Genomic DNA, 18,281 nt, shown 5'->3' on the forward strand with positions numbered 1-18,281 from the left:
CCGGCCTACCCGGGTGATCGTCTCACCATGGTCGGCCGGCGGAGCCTCACTTCGGCTGGGCCGCGGAGGTGACGGTGACGGTGCCGGCGGCGATGTCCGCCTTCAGCTTGTCGATCTCGGCCTTCAGCTCGGCCGGGACCTTGCTGTCGAACTCGTGGTACGGGGCGAGGCCGACGCCGTCGTTGGACAGGTTGCCGAGGTAGCCCGGGGTCGGCGACAGCTTCTCGCCGTTGGCGGCCTTGACGACGGCCTCCTTGACGGCGCCCGGGATGTTCTTCTCGACGGTGGTGAGGATCGCCGAGCAGTCCGGGGTGCTCTCGCAGCCGTCGACGTCCACCCAGATGGTGTTGTACTTGCCGCCGGACGCCTTCGCGGCGCCGGTGGTGCCGAGGCCGGAACCGCCGGCGACCGGCATGATGATGTCGGCGCCCTGGGCGACCAGCGCGTCGCTGACCTTCTTGCCCTCGTCCTGCTTGACGAAGTCGTTGGTGAAGGAGCCCTTCTGGGTGGCCTTGTCCCAGCCGACGACCTTGACCGTCTTGCTCTTGGTCTTGTTGTAGTGCGCGACGCCGTCGGCGTAGCCGTCCATGAAGATGGTGACCGGCGGGATCGGCAGGCCGCCGTAGGTGCCCACCGTGCCGCTCTTGGTCATGCCGGCGGCCAGATAACCGGCGAGGAAACCGGCCTGGGCGGTGTCGAACTGCATCGGGTAGACGTTGGTCTCCGCGACCTTCGCGTCGACGATGCCGAACTGCTGGTTCGGGTTCGCCTTGGCGATCTTGGAGGTGGCGTCACCCATCAGGCCGCCGACGGCCAGGACGAAGTCGCACTTCTGGTTGACGTACTGGGTCAGGTTGACCTCGTAGTCCGCCTCGGCCTTCGACGCGACGTACTTGATGTCGATGTTGGGGTTGGCCTTCTTGGCCTCCTCCAGGCCCTTCCAGGCGGAGGTGTTGAACGACTTGTCGTCGATGCCGCCGACGTCGGTCACCATGCAGGCGCTGTACTTCTTGTCGCCGCTGCCGGCGTTGTTGTTCTCCTCGGGAGCCTCGCCACACGCGGCAGCGCTCAGCACGAGCCCACCCATCGCGAAGACGGAGGCAATCCGCATCCCACGCACAGAGCGCAAGACGTCTCCTTCCCATTGCACACCGCGTCCTGCACGGTGGCAGCCCTTTGAGCCGGCCTGCGCTACGCCGCCGGCATCCCACGTTACGGACGGGAGCGTACGCCCGCGCCCACCCACCGGCCGACAATCGTGCACGACTGTTGAGCGCCTGTTACCCCTACGTAACCCTTAGGTGGGGCAGATCACTCTCGGTGCTGGTGAGTGCGCGGCGAGGTACCGCGAAACGTCCGGTTCTGCGTGTCGTCCCCTGCCGGTGACGCTACCGCCAGAAGACCGCCACCGCCGCGTTGACCAGGGTCAACCCGACGATTGCCAGGAAGTGCCCGCGGTTGACCACGTCACGCTTCCGGGAAAAGAAGACCATGACGAAGATCAGTATGGCGAGCACCAACTTGGTAACAAGTTTCGCGGGGTCCGGTTCGTTGCCGTCGCGCAGCGGCGCGGAGAGGCCGATGCCGGTCAGCAGCATGATCACGGCACCCCAGAGCATGGCCGGGTTGATCCGCAGCTTTCCGCTGATGTACTGGACGATCGCGCCGCCGAGCAGCAGGGCGAAACCGATCAGATGGACGTAGCGCAGTATCAGTCTCAGAGCTTCCACGCGCACCATCCTCCCCTATCAACGACGGATTGTAGTAGCGGGGCTGATCAGCGCGTGTCGCCCGTTCCCGGACACCGACGGGGCGAGGACGCCTCGGCGACGGTGGCCAAGCGGCGCACCACCAGCACGCACCCGGCCAGGATGGCGAGCGGCCGCCCCGCCCCGCGTCGCGCCTCCCCCCGGCCCGGCCCGCCCCGGCCCGGCCCGCCCCGCCCCGCCCCGCCCCGCCCCGCCCCGCCCCGCCCCGCCCCGCCCCGGCGATCTTGCACTTTGCGCCCTCGATTTGCGGTATATGCCCCTCTTGTCAGGGCCACAAGTGCAAGATCGCGGGAACGGGGCCACGCGGGGCGGGGGGAGGCGCGGGGCGGGAGGGGCGGGGCGGGAGGGCGGAGCGGAGGGGTGGGGTGGGGTGGGGTGATTAGGGGAGGCGCCAGGCCTGGAAGGTGGGGCCGTCTGCCGGGAGGGTGATCGTGCCGTCCGCGTCGGGGCGCAGGGCGGGTGCGCCGCCGTGGACGTTCTCCGCCGCCTTCAGCCCGGTCAGGCGGACCGGCTCACCGGCTGCTCGACGGGCCAGCACCAGTACCGCGCCGGTCGGGGCCTCGCGCAGGTAGACCAGTGTGTCCGCGTCGGCGTGCAGCCAGCGTAGGCCGCCGTGGCGCAGCGCGGGTTCGGCCCGGCGCAGCGCGACCAGCGCCCGGTAGCTGGCGAACGTCGAGGCGTCCCAGCTCTCCGGCCGGTGCCACGGCATCGGGGTACGCGAGCCCTCGCCGTTGCTGCCGGTCAGGCCCAGCTCGTCGCCGGCGAAGATCATCGGAGTGCCGGGCATGGTGGCGAGCAGGCCAGCGGCGACCTCCTGCCGGGCGGCGTCGCCGACCACCGTCCTGATCCGGGCGGAGTCGTGCGAGCCGAGGAGCTGCCACGAGTGGGTGTACGACCGCCAGGAGATCAGCGAGCGGTAGGCGTTCATGGTGGCGAGCACTTCGTCCGCGTCCCGGCGACGCACCCCGCCGGGCGTGCCGAGGAAGTTCGGTACGGGCTGGTCGCCGTGCCGCAGCCAGGACCAGACCGGGTCGGTGAAGCCGACGTAGTTCATCGTGCCGTGCCAGCCGTCGCGGTCCAGGTCGCCGGTGTGGTCGTGGCCGTGTTCGGCCATCAGCAGCCCGTCGGCCCGGGTCCGGACGACCACCTCGCGCAGCAGTGCCGCCACCTCGTGGGTGTACGCGTCGGAGCCCCGCCGCCCCGTCATGTTCGCCACGTCCACCCGCCAGCCGTCCAGCCCGTACGGCGGACGCAGCCAGCGGCGCAGCAGCGAGTCGTCGGCGGTGGCGAAGCGCCGGCGCAGCTCGGCGCTGCCCCAGTTCAGCTTCGGCAGCGAGGTGACCCCGTTCCAGGACTCGTAGTCCCCGGTCGCCTCGTCGAAGTAGTACAGCTCCCGCTCGGGCGCGGACACGTCGGAGGCGGCCCGGGTGAACCACTCGTGCGCGTCGCCGGTGTGGTTGCTGGTGATGTCGCCGAGCAGCCGCCAGCCCCGGGCGCGTACGGCGTCGGCGAGGCGGGCCAGCGCGGCGTCCCCGCCGAGCAGCGGGTCCACCGTGTCGAAACTGGCGGCGTCGTAGCGGTGGTTGGAGCGGGCCGGGAAGATCGGGGTCAGGTAGACGGTGTTCACGCCGAGGCGGTCCAGGTGGTCCAGCCGCTCGGTGACGCCGTCCAGGTCGCCGCCGTAGAACTGGCGGGGGGTCTCCGGGCCTCGACCGATCACGGGGGTGTCCCAGTCGCACGGGACGGCCCAGTCGGGCAGTTCCCGCCCGTCGGCGGCGGCGGAGCGGGCGAACCGGTCAGGGAAGATCTGGTAGATCACCGCGTCGCGGGCCCAGGCGGGTGGCGGGGCGTGGGTGACCAGCTTGAAGTCGCCGTTGTCGGGCACGTCGTGGCGCACCACGCCGGCGGCGTTCAGCCAGCGGTGGCCGCGGCGGCCGGTGAGCATGAACCGGTAGTTGCTGACCGGGTTGCGGGCCTCGACGGGGACCCGCCACCAGACGTCGCCGTCGTCGGTGCGGTCGATGACCGCCTCGGTGAACCGGGGCTCGCCGTCGCCGGTGGTGCGCACGTGCACCTGCCGGACGTCGGCGCCGGCCGGCACCCGGACGAAGACGTCGACGGTGTCGCCGAGCGCGGGTTCCTGCTCGGGGACGTACAGGGCGGATCCGTCGTGGTGTGGCAACAGGGACATGGCGGTGCCTTTCGCGTCGATCGGACGGGGAGAGAAAGGGGTCTCCCGCCGCGGCCGGTTCCCCGACCGCGGCGGTCGATCCGTGACTGCTCCGGTGTACGTCGAACGCCGACGCCCTTGCCGCAGCGAACGGAAGATCGGTGGGGGGTCAGGCCGGCGGAGCCGGCACGCTGACCCTGCCCTCCGTGGGAGGGCGGCCACCCATCCGATTCATCCCTTGACAGCTCCGGCGGTGAGGCCGGAGACGATGTAGCGCTGGACCATCTGGAAGACCAGCACCGTGGGGATCGCGGTGAGCAGGGTGCCCGCCGCGAAGATCCCGAAGTTGTTGTTGCGTTCGCCGGCCACCAGGCCGAACATGCCGACCGCGAGGGTCTTCGACTCGCTGTTGGTCAGGAAGACGTTCGCCATCAGGAACTCGTTGATGGTGCCGATGAAGGCGAGCAGGCCGGTCACCGCCAGGATCGGCGCCACCAGCGGCAGCATGATCCGGAAGAAGACCTGGGCGTGCGTGGCGCCGTCCATCGTGGCCGACTCGTCCAGCTCCCGGGGGAGCGTGTCGAAGAAGCCCTTCATCAGCCAGGTGTTCACGCCGAGCGCGCCGCCCAGGTAGAGCAGCAGCAGGCCCCACGGCGTGTTGAAGCCGATCGCCGGCCACAGGTCGGTGATCGTCGTGAAGATCAGGAAGATCGCCACGATCGCCAGGAACTGCGGGAACATCTGGATCAGCAGCAGCGACAGCAGCCCGACCCGGCGCCCGGAGAACCGCATCCGGGAGAAGGCGTACGCCGCCAGCGCCGACAGGAAGACCGACGCGAACGAGGCCACCCCGGCGATGAGCAGCGAGTTGAAGAACCACCAGCCGAACGCCGTACGGTCGAACAGGTTCGTGAAGTTCTCCAGGGACGCCCCGGTCGGCAGCAGCTCCGTCGAGGAGAGCGTGCCGAGCGGGTTGAGCGCGGCCGACAGCACGAACAGGATCGGGAAGAGGCTGAACGCGACCGCCAGCACGCCGACCAGGTGACGCCAGCCGACCTGGGCGAACCAACGGTTGCGACGCCGGCCCGCGGTGCGGTTGGTGGCCGGGGCGGGGCCGGTCGCGCCGCCCGCGACCGGGGTGCCGCGAAGCGAGGTCACGAGTACACCTCCTCCTGCTTACGGGTGCGCCGGAAGCTCACCGCCGACACCACCGCGACGATGGTGAAGATGAAGATCGACACTGCGGCCGCCAGGCCGAACTGGGCGCCCTGCGCCCCGAAGGCCAGCCGGTACGTGTACGTGATCAGCAGGTCCGTCGCCCCCGCCGTCGGGTTGTCCGCCGGGAAGGGGCCACCCTCGGTGGTCAGGTAGATCGCGTTGAAGTTGTTGAAGTTGTACGCGAACGACGCGATCAGCAGTGGGGAGAGCGCGACCAGCAGCAGCGGCAGGGTGACCGCCCGGAACGACTGCCACGGCGACGCCCCGTCGACCGAGGTCGCCTCGGTCAGCTCCTTCGGGATGGCCTGGAGCGCGCCCGTGGCGACCAGGAACATGTACGGGTAGCCGAGCCAGAGCTGCACCAGGATCACCGCGATCCGGGCCGACCACTCCTGGCCGAACCAGTCCACCCCGAGCCCGAACAGGTTGTTGATCAGCCCGAAGTCGGTGTTGAACATGTCCCGCCAGACCAGCAGCATCGCGAAGGACGGCATGGCGTACGGCAGGATCAGCAGGATCCGGTAGAGGTTGGTGCCCCGCATCCGGGGCGAGTGCAGCGCCAGGGCGATGAACATGCCCAGGATGAACGTGCCGCCGGTGGAGCCGACGGCGAAGGCGAAGTTCCACAGCAGCGTGCCGAAGAACGGGCCGGAGATGGCCGGGTCGGTGAGCACCCGGGAGAAGTTCTCGAGCCCGACGGTGACCTTCCAGCCCTGGGCCAGCCGCTCGCCGTCGGCGGCGACGAACGCACCGGTGTCCTCGTCCGCCGTCCAGGTCCTGCCGGTCTCGGTGTCCCTGACGCAGTCGCAGCCGGCGTCGTACGCCCGGACCGCCTTGCCCTCGTAGGCGCGGGACAGGCCGGCGGAGCGCAGCGCGCCGCCGGACGTCGGCACCACCAGGTCGGTGATCTCCTGGCTGCGGGCGCTGGCCTGGCCGAAGTTGAGCACGGTGTAGCCGTCGGCGGCGGTGACCTTTCCGCCCGGGGCCACGGTGACGTCGGCCGGGTCGAGCTGGCGCAGCCCGCCGGCGTCGCCGGCCGAGACGGTGCCGGTGCCCGGGTCGCTGACCAGGAAGACGAGCGGGCCGGTCGCCGGGTCGCCCTGGGTGGCGACGGAGAGGGCGTACTCGGCGGAGCCGGGCACCTGCTTGACGGAGGCGGTCTGGATGGCGACGATCGCGTCCTCTTTGGTGCCACGGTGGCCGTCGCCGAAGTTCGTGAAGGCGGTGCTCGCCGTGTAGAGCACCGGGACCACCTGGAACGCGATCAGGAACAGCGTTCCGGGGACCAGGTACTTCGCCGGGATGTGCCGGCGGGTCAGGTAGAGGTAGAAGAGCCCGGCGGTGGTGGCGGCCAGGACGGCCAGTCCGACCCACTTCTCCGCCTCGATGAGCGGGAAGGCCGCCCAGACCGCGATCCCGGCGGTCAGGCCGAGCAGGAGCACCTTGCCGAGCAGACCGGTCGTGGTGGTCGGCGCGTGGTGCCGCGCGGTGCGGGACTTGCCCGGGAGCCCGGGGCCGACGGGCTCCCGGCCCGGGGGCTGGGTGGCAGCCCCCGGGCCGGACAGCGACGTGGTCATTACTTGATCTGGCCGGAGATGGTCTTGCCGGCCGCGGTGATCGTCGTGGCCGGGTCGGCGCCGCCGATGATGGCGGCTTCAGCCTTGCCGAACGGGTCCCAGATGGTGGCCATGGCCGGGATGGCCGGGAGCACCTGGCCGTTCTTGCCGGCCTCCTGGAACTTGGCCAGGTCCGGGTCGGTGCCCTTGACCTGGTCGAGGGCGGCGGTCAGCGCCGGCGGGCGGGGCTCGGCGTTGTAGAGCGCCACGGCCAGCTCGGGGGTGGTGACGTGGTTGGCCACGAACTCCTGGGCGAGGGCCTTGTTCTTGCCCTTGGCGGCCACGTAGAACGCCTGGACGCCCACGAACGGCTGGGCCTCCTTGCCGCCGGCGAAGCCGGGGACCGGCGAGATGTCGTAGGAGATGTTGGCCTTCTTGGCGTCCGCGACGGCCCACGGGCCGGAGACCAGGAAGGCGCACTTCTTGCCGGTGAACGTGGCGATCGAGTTCTCGCCGGTGATCGAGCGCTTCAGCGCGCCCTCGCCCTTCTCACCGAGCTTGGCGATCTTCTTGAACGCCTCGATCGATTCCGGCTTGCCCACGCCCAGGTCCTTCGGGTCGTAGTCGCCGTTGGCGGCCGTGCCGAAGAGGTACCCGCCACCGGAGGTGTAGAACGGGTAGATGTGGTAGGCGTCGCCGTTCTGGCCGGACTGGAGGCAGAGGATCTCGCTGGCCTTCTTCTCGGCCTTGAGCTTCTTTCCGGCGGCCACCAGGTCCTCGACGGTCTTGGGCGCCTCGGGGGCCAGCTCGGTGTTGCGGATCAGCGCCAGGTTCTCCATGGCGTAGGGCACGCCGTAGACCTGGCCGTTGAACGTGACGGCCTTGACGGCGGTCTCGTTGAAGCCGCTCTTCTGCTCGGCGGCGAGCTGCACGGGGTCGATGGCGCCGTTCTGAACGAGGTTGCCGATCCAGTCGTGCGCGCCGACCACGACGTCCGGGCCACTGCCCTGCTGCGAGGCGGTGACGAAGTTGGTCTGGAGGTCCTTGGAGACGGCCTGCACCTCGACCGTCACGCCGTTCTCCTGGCCGAACTTCTCGGCGAACGGCTTGAGGGCTGCGGTGCGCTTGTCGTCGGCCCAGATCACCAGCTTGCCGCCGGCGGCGGCCTTGGTGGATTCCTTCGCGGCCGGCTCGTCGCTGCTGTCGCTGCCGCAGCCCGAGGCGGCGAGGGCCAGTCCGAGGACGGCGACCACACCCGTGGTACGGATGCGCATCGGTACTCCTGTCGTCATGGCGGCCCCCGGGGGGAGGGCGATCCGCCAGTGGAAGCTCTGTAAGTTTCTTGCCAACCGGCGCCCGGCGTGCTGCGCCGCTGCTCTCGCGTGTTGCGGGGACGTTAGCAAGAGGTTGCAGATAATGGAAGACCTTGCAGAGGCGTACGCAAGAACTTGCCCGTGAGCTACAGTGCGCCCATGCGCGCTCGACTGTCCGACATCGCCCAGCAGGCCGAAGTCAGCGAGGCCACGGTGTCGCGGGTGCTCAACGACCGCCCGGGAGTGGCCCCCGAGACCCGGCAGGCCGTACTGACCGCCCTCGACGTGCTCGGCTACGAGCGCCCGGCCCGGCTGCGCAAGCGCAGCGCCGGCCTGGTGGGCCTGGTGGTCCCCGAACTCGACAACCCGATCTTTCCCGCCTTCGCCCAGGTGATCGAGTCGACCCTGGCGCAGAGCGGCTTCACCCCCGTGCTGTGCACCCAGACCGCCGGCGGGGTCACCGAGGACGAGTACGTCGAGATGCTGCTCGACCGGCAGGTCTCCGGAATAGTCTTCGTCTCCGGCCTGCACGCCGACACCTCCGCCAACCACGACCGCTACCGGGCCCTGATCGCCCGCCCGCTGCCCGTCGTGATGATCAACGGTTACGCGCCCGGCATCCCCGCGCCCTTCGTCTCCTGCGACGACGGCGAGGCCACCGAGCTGGCCGTGGCCCACCTCGTGGCGCTCGGGCACCGCCGCATCGGCCTGATCACCGGCCCGGACCGGTTCGTGCCGGTGCAGCGCCGGGTGGCCGGCTTCCGGGCCGCGATGGGCCGGCTGGTCGGCGTCGACGAGGCCGGCCTCGACGAACTGGCCGAGCTCTCCCTGTTCGGTGTGGAGGGTGGCGAGGCCGCCGCCGCGCGCCTGCTGGACCGCGGCGTCACCGGCATCGTCTGCGGCTCCGACCTGATGGCGCTCGGCGCGATCCGGGCCGCCCGGCAGCGCGGCATGTCCGTGCCGGGGGAGCTCTCGGTGGTCGGCTACGACGACTCGCCGCTGATGGCCTTCACCGACCCGCCGCTGACCACCATGCGCCAGCCGGTGGCCGCGATGGCGGTCGCCGCCGTCCGGGCCCTGGTCGACGAGATCAACGGGCACGCCGCCCCGCACTCGGAGTACGTCTTCCGCCCCGAACTGGTGGTGCGCGGCTCCACCGCGGTGGCCCCCACACGCCCCGCTCCGGCCCCCCCGCGCCCCTCACGCCCCGCACCCCCCGCGCTCGCCGTCCCGGCCTGACGTTCGTTCCCCCGCCTCGCCGATCTTGCACTTTCGGCCCGCGACTCGCGGCGTACGCACCTTTTGTCGAGGCCAGAATTGCAAGATCGCGGGCGGCAGGGCGGAGGCGGCGTCGGTTCTTGCGCAAGGAATGCTTGACTCTTGCAGAGGTGCGCGGCATTCTGCTCAGACACATCGCAACCCGCACCCGCGACTACGCCGGGTGCAGCCGTGCCGCGCCACAGAACGGGGAACGCCCGAGATGACCGTCAGCCACCCCGCACCGCCGACCTCCGACGACGACTGGTGGCGCTCCGCGGTCGTCTACCAGGTCTACGTACGCAGCTTCGCCGATTCCAACGGTGACGGTGTCGGCGACCTCCAGGGCATCCGCGAGCGCCTGCCGTACCTGCGTGACCTCGGGGTGGACGCGCTCTGGCTGACCCCGTTCTACACCTCGCCGATGATCGACGGCGGGTACGACGTCGCCGACTACCGCGACGTCGACCCGATGTTCGGCACCCTCGCCGACTTCGACGCGATGATCACCGACGCGCACGCCCTCGGGCTGCGGATCATCGTCGACCTGGTGCCCAACCACACCTCCAGCGCGCACCCGTGGTTCCAGGCGGCGCTGGCCGCCGGGCCCGGCTCACCCGAGCGCGCGCGCTACCTCTTCGCCGAGGGCACCGGCGAGGACGGCGAACTGCCCCCCAACGACTGGGAGAGCATCTTCGGCGGCCCCGCCTGGACGCGGATCGCCGACGGCCAGTGGTACCTGCACCTGTTCGACCCGGCCCAGCCGGACCTGGACTGGCGTCACCCGGAGGTCCGGGCCGAGTTCGAGGGCGTCCTGCGCTTCTGGCTCGACCGGGGCGTGGACGGCTTCCGCATCGACGTGGCGCACGGCATGATCAAGGCCGAGGGGCTGCCGGACGTCGGGTTCAACTCGATGACCACCGGCCAGCGCCAGGCGGAACTGCTCGGCAAGGGCCGGCTGCCCTACTTCGACCAGGACGAGGTGCACGACATCTACCGCGCCTGGCGGCCGATCCTGGACAGCTACCCGGGCGGCCGGATGGCGGTCGCCGAGGCGTGGGCCGAGACCCCGCAGCGCCTCGCCCGCTACATCGGCCCCGACGAGCTGCACCAGGCGTTCAGCTTCGACTTCCTCGACGCGACCTGGTCGGCCGACTCGTTCCGCAAGGTCATCGACACCGCGCTCGCCGAGTCGACCATCGTCGGCGCCCCCACCACCTGGGTGCTCTCCAACCACGACAAGCAGCGGCACGTCACCCGCTACGGCGACGGCGCCGAGGGGCTGCGCCGGGCGCGGGCCGCCACCCTGCTGATGCTCGCCCTGCCCGGCTGCGCCTACATCTACCAGGGCGAGGAGCTGGGCCTGCCCGAGGTGCTCGACCTGCCGGACGACCTGCGCCAGGACCCGGCGTTCCTGCGTACCGGCGAGAGCCGCGACGGGTGCCGGGTGCCGATCCCGTGGAGCGGTGAGCTGGCCCCGTACGGCTTCGGGCCGGCCGGCAGCGAGCTGAGCTGGCTGCCGGCCCCGGCGACCTGGCGCGCCCTCTCGGTCGCCGCCCAGGCCGGCGTGCCCGGCTCGACGCTGGAGCTCTACCGCACCGCGCTGCGGATCCGCCGGGACCACCCGGCGCTGGCCGCCGACGCGGGCGGGGTCACCTGGTTGGAGGCCGGGCCGGGGGTCCTCGCCTTCAGCCGCGCCGCCGGCGACACCGTGCTGACCTGCGTGGTCAACATCAGCGGTGCGCCGGCCCTGATCGACGGGTACGGCGCGCCGATCGCCGCCAGCGAGCCGCTCACCGGGCAGGGCTCCGGCCACCGGCTCCCGGTCGACGCGGCAGCGTGGTTCGAACGGCGCTGAGCGGGTAACCCGTCATCGACCTGGTCGTCCGTTGTGCCCCGCGCCGACGGGCGGCCGGGCCATCGACCCCTTGTGGTGGGGGGTGAGGTGGCGCCGGCGCCCCCGGAGTCCGCTCCGGGGCGCCGGCGTCCGTCTGGACGCGCCCCGTCGGCTCAGTCGGCCCTGCCGGTGAGCTTCGCGGCGATGCGCTCGAAACCGGCCCGCAGCTCGGCCTCGGTGGGCGGGGCGGGCGGCCCCACGCGGTCGTCCTCCGCGGCGGCCGCCTCCAGCTCCTCGTCGATGGTGTCCTCGAAGTCGCCGTAGAGGTCGGCCTCCTCGATCTGCGCCGTCTCGTCCTCGGCGGCGACCTGCGCCGCAGCGATCTCGCCCCGGATCTCCTCGACCGAGACCGCGGGCAGCAGCGGCTCGACCACCGCCATCAACTGCTCCTCGGCCACCACCGCCTCCGCGAGCGCGAGCGCCTGCGGGCGCTCGTAGGGACCGCAGACCACCGGCTCCCACTCGTCGACGTCGCCGAGCGGGCCGATGGTGATGATCCACGGCAGGCCGAGCATCGGCGAGTCGTCCGGCAGGTCCAGTGTCACGAGTGCGCCCACGCGCCCATCATGGTCCGTACCACCGGAGACCCGGGTGGCATTCGCCCTAATCACCGCCGCCGGGGACGGTCACCGCTGTCGTCGGCGGTGACCCGAGCGCCACCGCGCCCTCAGCCCGGTCGTGTCGCGTCCAGCGCCGCGCGGACCAGGGCCAGCGCCGCCGCGGGCGGCACGCCCAACCGGGCAGCCTCGGCAGCGTAGTCGGCCGCCACCCGCTGCAACCGGTCCGTCGCATCGTCGCGCCCCGGTGCGACGAAGGTGCCGTGCCGGCCCCGGGTCTCCAGCAGGCCGGCCGCCTCCAGCTCCCGGTAGGCCCGGGCCACCGTGTTGACGGCCAGCCCGAGGTCCGCCGCGAACCGTCGGACGGTCGGCAGCCGGGTGCCCACCGCCAGGTGGCCCGTCCCGATCAGGGCCGCGAGCTGACCGCGCACCTGCTCGTACGGCGGCACCGCCGATGCCTGGTCGACCGAGATCCGCACGCCCACTCCCCCACTCATCCGGCCCCGCCCGGGGTGCCGGGACCCGTGTCCACGTCCAGGTCGGCCGGCACCGGGCCCGCCGCCAGGTCCACCACCCGGCCGCGCGGGCTGGTCGCGGCCAGCGCCGCGCCGAAGAGCACCAGTTGGTTGAGCAGGTAGAGGTAGAGCAGCAGCCCCACCGCGCCCGCCACCACCGTGTACGCCGGATTCCGCTCGGTGCGCACCACGTAGTAGCGCCCCACGGTGTTCAGCAGCGTGATGCCGACCGCGACCAGCAGCACCACCGGACGCAGCCGGGACCGGCTCATCCGCAGCCTCGGCACCGCCACCAGCAGCAGGGTGGCCAGCACCGCGTTGACCAGCACGCTGAGCACCGCGCTGACCGTGGTCAGGCCGACCGAGCCGGTGCTGCGCAGCAGGAAGCGCAGCAGCGACTCCAGGGCGTCCACCGCCGCCACCGAGATGCCGAGCAGCACGAAGACGACCACCAGCACGCCGAGGTCGACCAGGCGGCGGACCACCAGGTTGCCGGGCTGCTGGTTGAGCCCGTACATCAGCCGCTGGGAGGAGCGGATCGCCTCCATCCAGCCGATCCCGGTGAACGCCAGGATGATCAGGCCGACCACCCCGACCGTGCCGCTGCTGTCGGCGATCTGCACGGGGTCGAGGAACGGCAGGTTCTCCCGCAGGAAGCCCGCAGCCGCGGCGCTGACCTCGTCGTTGTCCTCCAGGATGGCCCCGAAGATCGAGTACCCGACCAGCGCCAGCGCGAAGACCGCGAAGAATCCGTAGTAGGCGATCGCGGCGGCCAGCCGCCCGCCCAGCACGTCGGTGTAGAGCACGCCGGCCCGCCACAGGTGGTCGGCGGCGCCCCACCGGCGGCGCATGGCGCTGATCCGGCGGTCGATGCCCGCCTCGATGCGGCCCAGCACGTTCACGCCGTCATCCTCGCCGATCTCCCGCCCGTGCACCGGCAACCGGACGGCAGCCCACGCCGGGCGGCGGTCGTACACCGCGGGCCGGCGTCGGTGGCGTGGACGCCGTGGCGCACCCGGGCGACCGCTCAGCCGCCCAGCCGGAAGTCCCGGCGCGGTTGCCACCGGGTCTGCCCGCTGTGCGAGAAGAGGGTGAACGCCTCGACCTCGAACATGGCGGAGAAGTCGGCCAGGTCCTCGTACGCCCTGTCCAGCGCCTCCGGCGCGACGTCCTGCGCGACCGTGACGTGCGGGTGGTACGGGAAGCGCGTCTCGCGGTGCAGCTCGGGGGCGGCGCTGATCGCGGCGGCGAGCAGCTCGCACTCGCTGATCCCGGCGGCCACCGCGACGAAGACGACCTGGGTCACCGGCCGGAACGTGCCGGTGCCCCGTAGGTGCAGGGTGAACGGCAGGTGGGCGGCGGCGACCGCGCCGAGGTGCCGTTCCACCACCGGCAGCGCCGCCACCGGGATCTCGGTCGGCCCGAGCAGGGTCACGTGCGCGGGCACGACCCGCGGGTCGCCGGCCTCGACCCGGCGCCGGGTGAGCATGCCGCCCCACGGCTCCGGGATGTCCACCGCGATGCCGATCTCGATGGTGTCACCGGCGTCCTGCGCCCCGTTCCTGCGATCCACGCTGTGCGCCATCCCTCCGGCCACCGACCCGTCCGCCCTCACCGTCGCGCCGGGGCGCTACTCGCCGCGCACCGGTGGGAAGAAGCCCACCCGCTCGTACACGGTGCGCAGCGTCGCCCCGGCGAGCACCCGGGCCTTCTCCGCGCCGGCGGCGAGCAGCTTGTCCAGCTGTGCCGGGTCGTCGAGGTAGGTCCGGGTGCGCTCCTGGATCGGGCCGACGAACTCCCGCACCACCTCGCCGAGGTCCTTCTTCAGGTCGCCGTAGCCCTTGCCCGCGTACGCGGCGACCAGGTCGTCGATGCTCCGGCCGCTCAGCGCGGAGTAGATGGTCAACAGGTTGGAGACGCCGGGCTTGGTCTCGGTGTCGAAGACGATCTCCCGTCCCGTGTCGGTGACCGCGGAGCGGATCTTCTTGGCCGAGCGGGCCGGATCCTCCAGCAGGTTGACGATGCCGGCCGGCGACGAGGACGACTTCGACATCTTGGCCGTCGGGTCCTGAAGGTCGGTGATCTTCGCGGTGTCCTTGACGATGTGCGGCGCGGGCACCGTCAGGGTCTGCCCGAACAGCGAGTTGAACCGCTGCGCCAGGTCTCGGGAGAGCTCCAGGTGCTGGCGCTGGTCCTCGCCCACCGGCACGGCGTTCGCCTGGTAGAGCAGGATGTCGGCGGCCTGGAGGATCGGGTAGGTGAACAGGCCGACGCTCGCCCGCTCGCCGCCCTGCTTCTGCGACTTGTCCTTGAACTGCGTCATCCGGCTCGCCTCGCCGAACCCGGTGATGCAGCCCAGCACCCAGGCGAGCTGCGAGTGCTCGGGCACCTGCGACTGCACGAAGAGCGTGCTGCGCTCCGGGTCGAGGCCGACGGCGAAGAGCTGCGCGGCGGCCATCCGGGTGCGGTGCCTGAGCGTCTTCGGGTCGTGCCCCGCCGTGATCGCGTGCAGGTCGACCACGCAGTAGTAGGCGTCGTGGGTGTCCTGCAACGCCACCCAGTGCCGCACGGCGCCCAGGTAGTTGCCGAGGTGGAACGAGTCGGCCGTCGGCTGGATGCCGGAGAAGACGCGGGGACGGGCGGGAACGTCGGACATGGCGGCAATTCTGTCAGCAAGGCCCGGTGCGCGTCATGACGGGCCGGCGGGTCGGCTCTGCCCCGCCGGTGTCGGGGCGGCGACCTCGCGCCGTGGCTCCGGCAGGCGCACGGCGGAGACCGTGAGCCGGGCCACCCGCCGCCCCTCCAGCGTGAGCACCCGCAGCAGCCAGCCGCCGGGCGGATCGCCGGGTTCCGCGCCGCCGTCGCCGGCCGGGCCGGTGGCCACCGGCACCTCGTCGCCGGCGGCCGGGAGCCGGCCCAGCGCCGCCATCACGAAGCCGCCGACCGTCTCGTACGGGCCGGACGGCAGGCTCACCCCGGTGCGCTCGGCGAAGTCGGCGAGGTTGAGCCGGCCGTCCACCACGGCGGGCAGGCCCGCGTGCACGGGGTCGGGGGCGGTGTCGTACTCGTCGTGGATCTCCCCGATCAGCTCCTCGATCAGGTCCTCCAGGGTGACGATGCCGGCGGTGCCGCCGTACTCGTCGACCACCACGGCGAGGTGGTGGCGTTCCCGGCGCATCTCGCTGAGCGCGGCGAGCACCCGCTTGCTGCCCGGTAGCCGCTTCACCTCCCGGGTCAGCTCGCCGACCGTGGTGCAGGGGTCGAGGTCGGGACGGAGCAGCACGTCGCGCAGGTGCACGAAGCCGACCACGTCGTCGTGGGTGCCGTCGACCACCGGGTAGCGGGTGTGCGTCTCGGCCCGGACCATCCGCTCCGCCTCGGCGATGGTGAGCCGGGCGGAGAGGAAGACCACCTCGGTGCGCGGCATCATCACCTCGCGCACCAGGCTGGCGCCCGCGACCAGCACCTCGTCGATGATCCGGCGTTCGACCGGGTCGAGCAGGGTGTTGGCGGCGACCAGGTCGCGCAGCTCCGCCTCGCTGATCCGCTCCCGGCCGGCCGCCGGGCTGGCGCCGAGCAGGGCCGTCACCGCCCGGGTGGCGCCGTCGGCGGCGCGGACCACCATTCGGGCGACGGCCCGGGGCAGCGGCCCCGGCTCGTGGCGTGGCCGGTTCCGGGCGCGTCGCCGCGACCCGGGACCACCCACTTCCCGCATGACAGTGATGGTAGACAGCGCCGGGCCGGCAGACTGCCCATGTTCGCCGATGTGCTGAATTGTGCACCGGAGCACGGGCCGCCGACGGACGGCGGCGACGGGGCGACCGGCCGTAGGGTGATCAGGCACGGGCCGCGACAGGCGGTCAGGCAGGAGGAGACCGACGTGAAACTGCTCGTAACCGGTGGCGCCGGCTTCATCGGCAGCGTGGTGACCCGGATGCTGCTCGACGCCGGCCACGAGGTGGTGGTCCTCGACGACCTGCGCACCGGCCACCGGGAGGCGCTCGCCCCCGACGCGGCGTACGTCGACGCGCCCGTCCACGACGTCGCGCGGGTACTCACCCCGGGTGCGGGTTTCGACGGGGTGCTGCACTTCGCCGCGCTGATCGCCGCCGGCGAGTCGATGACCAGGCCCGAGCTCTACTGGCACACCAACACGGTCGGCTCCCTCGCCCTGATCGACGCGGTCCGGGCCGCCGGCGTGCCCCGCCTGGTCTTCTCCTCCACCGCCGCCGTCTACGGCAACCCCGTCGAGCTGCCGATCCCGGAGACCGCGGTCAAGGCCCCCACCAACACGTACGGCGCCACCAAGCTCGCCGTCGACATGGCCCTCACCTCGGAGGCGATCGGGCACGGCCTGGCCGCCGTCTCGCTGCGCTACTTCAACGTGGCCGGCGCGTACCTCGACGGCGACGTCGCGCTCGGCGAGCGGCACGACCCCGAGACCCACCTGATCCCCATCGCGCTGGAGGTGGCCGCCGGCCGGCGGGAGAAGCTCCAGCTCTTCGGCGACGACTACCCGACCGTCGACGGCACCTGCGTGCGCGACTACATCCACGTCGCCGACCTGGCCCGCGCCCACCTGCTGGCGCTCGGCGCCGCGACCGCCGGGCAGCACCGCATCTACAACCTGGGCAACGGCAACGGCTTCAGCAACCGGCAGGTGATCGACGTGGTCCGCGAGGTCACCGGGCACCCCGTGCCGGTCGAGATGGCGCCGCGCCGCGAGGGCGACCCCGCCGAACTGGTCGCGTCGTCCGCGCTGGCCCACGAGGAGCTGGGCTGGGTGCCGCAGAAGCCGACCCTGCCCGACATCGTCGCCGACGCCTGGTCCTTCTACCGCACCCACGTCCTCGGGGCGCGGTGACCGACGACGTCGCGGCCCGCGCCACGACCGGCTTCCGTTCGGCGTACGACGAGCCGCCCGCCGGCCGCTGGGCGGCTCCCGGGCGGGCGAACCTCATCGGCGAGCACACCGACTACAACGACGGCTTCGTGCTCCCCTTCGCCCTGCCCCTGCGCACGGTGGCCGCCGCCGCCCGGCAGCCCGGCGACACGTGGACGGTCCGCTCCGAGCTCTCCGGCGAGACGGTCACGTTCGGCGCCGACGAGGTCGCCGGCCCCGGGCGGATCACCGGCTGGGGCGCGTACGTGGCCGGGGTCGTGTGGGCGCTGCGGGAGGCGGGGCACGCCGTGCCCGGCGCGCGCCTCGCGATCGCCTCCGACGTGCCGCTGGGCGCGGGGCTCTCCTCCTCGGCCGCCCTGGAGGCCGCCGTGCTGGCCGCCCTGGTCGACCTGGGCGGGCTCGACCTGCCCGCCGGGCGACGGCCCCGGCTGGCCCAGCGGGCGGAGAACGGCTACGTGGGTGCGCCGACCGGCATCATGGACCAGTCGGCGGCCATCCGCTGCCGCGCCGGGCACGCGCTCTTCCTGGACTGCCGCGACGAGTCCGTCGAGCACGTCCCGTTCGACCCGGACGCCGCCGGCCTCGCCGTGCTGGTCGTCGACAGCCGGGCCCCGCACCGGCACGCCGACGGTGAGTACGCCGCCCGCCGCGCGTCCTGCGAACGGGCGGCCCGGCTGCTCGGCGTCGCGGCGCTACGGGACGTCCCGGCCGACGGGCTGGCCGACGCCCTGGCCCGGCTCTACGAGGACGTCACCCGCCGCCGCGTGCGGCACGTCGTCACCGAGAACCAGCGGGTGCTCGACACCGTCGCGCTGCTGCGCGCCGGCCGGGTACACGAGATCGGCCCGCTGCTGACCGCCTCGCACGCCTCTATGCGGGACGACTTCGAGATCACCGTCCCGGAGGTCGACACGGCCGTCGAGGCGGCCCTGACCGCCGGGGCGCTCGGTGCCCGGATGACCGGCGGCGGCTTCGGCGGCTGCGTTCTCGCCCTGGTCGACGCGGAACGGGCCGACGCGGTCGCCGCCGCCGTCACGGCCGCGTACGCCGAGCGGGGTTTCGGCGCCCCCCGCCACGTCACCGTCCTGCCCGGCCCCGGGGCCACCCGGCTGGACTGACGGTGAGC

General features: G+C 72.3%; 16 protein-coding genes. 4 read left to right on the forward strand and 12 right to left on the reverse strand.

What is annotated here, in order from left to right; translation table 11 throughout:
* Positions 1–46 precede the first annotated feature (46 nt).
* From AB0D32_RS02425 to AB0D32_RS02450, 6 genes are all read right to left on the reverse strand, one after another.
* A complete protein-coding gene (locus AB0D32_RS02425; RefSeq protein WP_357083564.1) occupies positions 47–1,111 on the reverse strand; it encodes a BMP family ABC transporter substrate-binding protein in 1,065 nt (354 codons plus the stop codon).
* Positions 1,112–1,388: 277 nt separating this feature from the next.
* Entirely contained in the window at positions 1,389–1,730 is a 342-nt protein-coding gene (locus AB0D32_RS02430) for a hypothetical protein (RefSeq protein WP_266317150.1), read from the reverse strand.
* A 418-nt stretch (positions 1,731–2,148) separates the two neighbouring features.
* A complete protein-coding gene (locus tag AB0D32_RS02435; protein ID WP_357083567.1) occupies positions 2,149–3,960 on the reverse strand; it encodes a glycoside hydrolase family 13 protein in 1,812 nt (603 codons plus the stop codon).
* 210 nt (positions 3,961–4,170) lie between these two features.
* On the reverse strand, positions 4,171–4,980 hold the full coding sequence (locus tag AB0D32_RS02440) for an ABC transporter permease subunit (protein ID WP_357084196.1): 810 nt from the start codon (positions 4,978–4,980) through the stop codon (positions 4,171–4,173).
* A gap of 113 nt (positions 4,981–5,093) precedes the next feature.
* Entirely contained in the window at positions 5,094–6,734 is a 1,641-nt protein-coding gene (locus tag AB0D32_RS02445) for an ABC transporter permease subunit (RefSeq protein ID WP_357083570.1), read from the reverse strand.
* On the reverse strand, positions 6,734–7,987 hold the full coding sequence (locus AB0D32_RS02450) for a maltose ABC transporter substrate-binding protein (RefSeq protein ID WP_357083573.1): 1,254 nt from the start codon (positions 7,985–7,987) through the stop codon (positions 6,734–6,736). Before AB0D32_RS02450 ends, AB0D32_RS02445 begins: the two co-directional genes overlap by 1 nt.
* A 198-nt stretch (positions 7,988–8,185) precedes the next feature.
* Here AB0D32_RS02450 and AB0D32_RS02455 point away from each other — a divergent pair, with 198 nt between their 5' ends.
* The gene (locus tag AB0D32_RS02455) at positions 8,186–9,265 is read left to right on the forward strand and encodes a LacI family DNA-binding transcriptional regulator (protein ID WP_357083576.1); all 1,080 of its coding nucleotides are present in this window, start codon (positions 8,186–8,188) and stop codon (positions 9,263–9,265) included.
* A gap of 241 nt (positions 9,266–9,506) precedes the next feature.
* The gene (locus AB0D32_RS02460) at positions 9,507–11,141 is read left to right on the forward strand and encodes a glycoside hydrolase family 13 protein (protein WP_357083579.1); all 1,635 of its coding nucleotides are present in this window, start codon (positions 9,507–9,509) and stop codon (positions 11,139–11,141) included.
* Between the two features lie 152 nt (positions 11,142–11,293).
* On the opposite strand, the gene AB0D32_RS02465 is transcribed toward AB0D32_RS02460, so the two are convergent.
* The 6 genes from AB0D32_RS02465 to AB0D32_RS02490 form a co-directional block, all read right to left on the reverse strand.
* Positions 11,294–11,737, reverse strand: coding sequence for a hypothetical protein (locus AB0D32_RS02465; protein ID WP_357083582.1), 444 nt, complete (start codon positions 11,735–11,737; stop codon positions 11,294–11,296).
* A 110-nt stretch (positions 11,738–11,847) separates the two neighbouring features.
* A complete protein-coding gene (locus AB0D32_RS02470; protein ID WP_357084199.1) occupies positions 11,848–12,222 on the reverse strand; it encodes a GntR family transcriptional regulator in 375 nt (124 codons plus the stop codon).
* Positions 12,223–12,230: 8 nt separating this feature from the next.
* Positions 12,231–13,154, reverse strand: a complete 924-nt coding sequence (locus AB0D32_RS02475; protein WP_357083585.1) for a YhjD/YihY/BrkB family envelope integrity protein — start codon at positions 13,152–13,154, stop codon at positions 12,231–12,233.
* A gap of 125 nt (positions 13,155–13,279) precedes the next feature.
* A complete protein-coding gene (locus AB0D32_RS02480) occupies positions 13,280–13,837 on the reverse strand; it encodes a 2'-5' RNA ligase family protein (protein ID WP_357083588.1) in 558 nt (185 codons plus the stop codon).
* Positions 13,838–13,882: 45 nt separating this feature from the next.
* Positions 13,883–14,908: a tryptophan--tRNA ligase gene (trpS, locus tag AB0D32_RS02485; RefSeq protein ID WP_357083591.1), complete on the reverse strand. Its 1,026-nt coding sequence runs from the start codon at positions 14,906–14,908 to the stop codon at positions 13,883–13,885.
* A gap of 33 nt (positions 14,909–14,941) precedes the next feature.
* Positions 14,942–15,877: a hemolysin family protein gene (locus tag AB0D32_RS02490; protein ID WP_357084202.1), complete on the reverse strand. Its 936-nt coding sequence runs from the start codon at positions 15,875–15,877 to the stop codon at positions 14,942–14,944.
* Between the two features lie 255 nt (positions 15,878–16,132).
* Between AB0D32_RS02490 and galE the strand changes: the two genes are divergently transcribed.
* Together galE and galK are read left to right on the forward strand one after the other, a co-directional pair.
* Positions 16,133–17,116 (forward strand): UDP-glucose 4-epimerase GalE, encoded by a 984-nt coding sequence (galE, locus tag AB0D32_RS02495; protein ID WP_357083594.1) that lies wholly within the window; start codon positions 16,133–16,135, stop codon positions 17,114–17,116.
* Positions 17,113–18,273: a galactokinase gene (gene galK / locus AB0D32_RS02500; RefSeq protein ID WP_357083597.1), complete on the forward strand. Its 1,161-nt coding sequence runs from the start codon at positions 17,113–17,115 to the stop codon at positions 18,271–18,273. The genes galE and galK overlap by 4 nt, the downstream gene beginning before the upstream one ends.
* Positions 18,274–18,281: the final 8 nt, after the last annotated feature.

Origin of the sequence: Micromonospora sp. NPDC048170, assembly GCF_040652795.1 — a bacterium.
Taxonomy (GTDB): domain Bacteria; phylum Actinomycetota; class Actinomycetes; order Mycobacteriales; family Micromonosporaceae; genus Micromonospora.

What these genes read in the sequence shown, in the direction of transcription:
- AB0D32_RS02425 (WP_357083564.1), bottom strand. Translation starts at nt 1,111, where the DNA reads ATGCGGATTGCCTCCGTCTTCGCGATGGGTGGGCTCGTGCTGAGCGCT.
- AB0D32_RS02435 (WP_357083567.1), bottom strand. Translation starts at nt 3,960, where the DNA reads ATGTCCCTGTTGCCACACCACGACGGATCCGCCCTGTACGTCCCCGAG.
- AB0D32_RS02445 (WP_357083570.1), bottom strand. Translation starts at nt 6,734, where the DNA reads ATGACCACGTCGCTGTCCGGCCCGGGGGCTGCCACCCAGCCCCCGGGC.
- AB0D32_RS02450 (WP_357083573.1), bottom strand. Translation starts at nt 7,987, where the DNA reads ATGCGCATCCGTACCACGGGTGTGGTCGCCGTCCTCGGACTGGCCCTC.
- AB0D32_RS02455 (WP_357083576.1), top strand. Translation starts at nt 8,186, where the DNA reads ATGCGCGCTCGACTGTCCGACATCGCCCAGCAGGCCGAAGTCAGCGAG.
- AB0D32_RS02460 (WP_357083579.1), top strand. Translation starts at nt 9,507, where the DNA reads ATGACCGTCAGCCACCCCGCACCGCCGACCTCCGACGACGACTGGTGG.
- AB0D32_RS02480 (WP_357083588.1), bottom strand. Translation starts at nt 13,837, where the DNA reads ATGGCGCACAGCGTGGATCGCAGGAACGGGGCGCAGGACGCCGGTGAC.
- trpS (WP_357083591.1), bottom strand. Translation starts at nt 14,908, where the DNA reads ATGTCCGACGTTCCCGCCCGTCCCCGCGTCTTCTCCGGCATCCAGCCG.
- AB0D32_RS02490 (WP_357084202.1), bottom strand. Translation starts at nt 15,877, where the DNA reads ATGGTGGTCCGCGCCGCCGACGGCGCCACCCGGGCGGTGACGGCCCTG.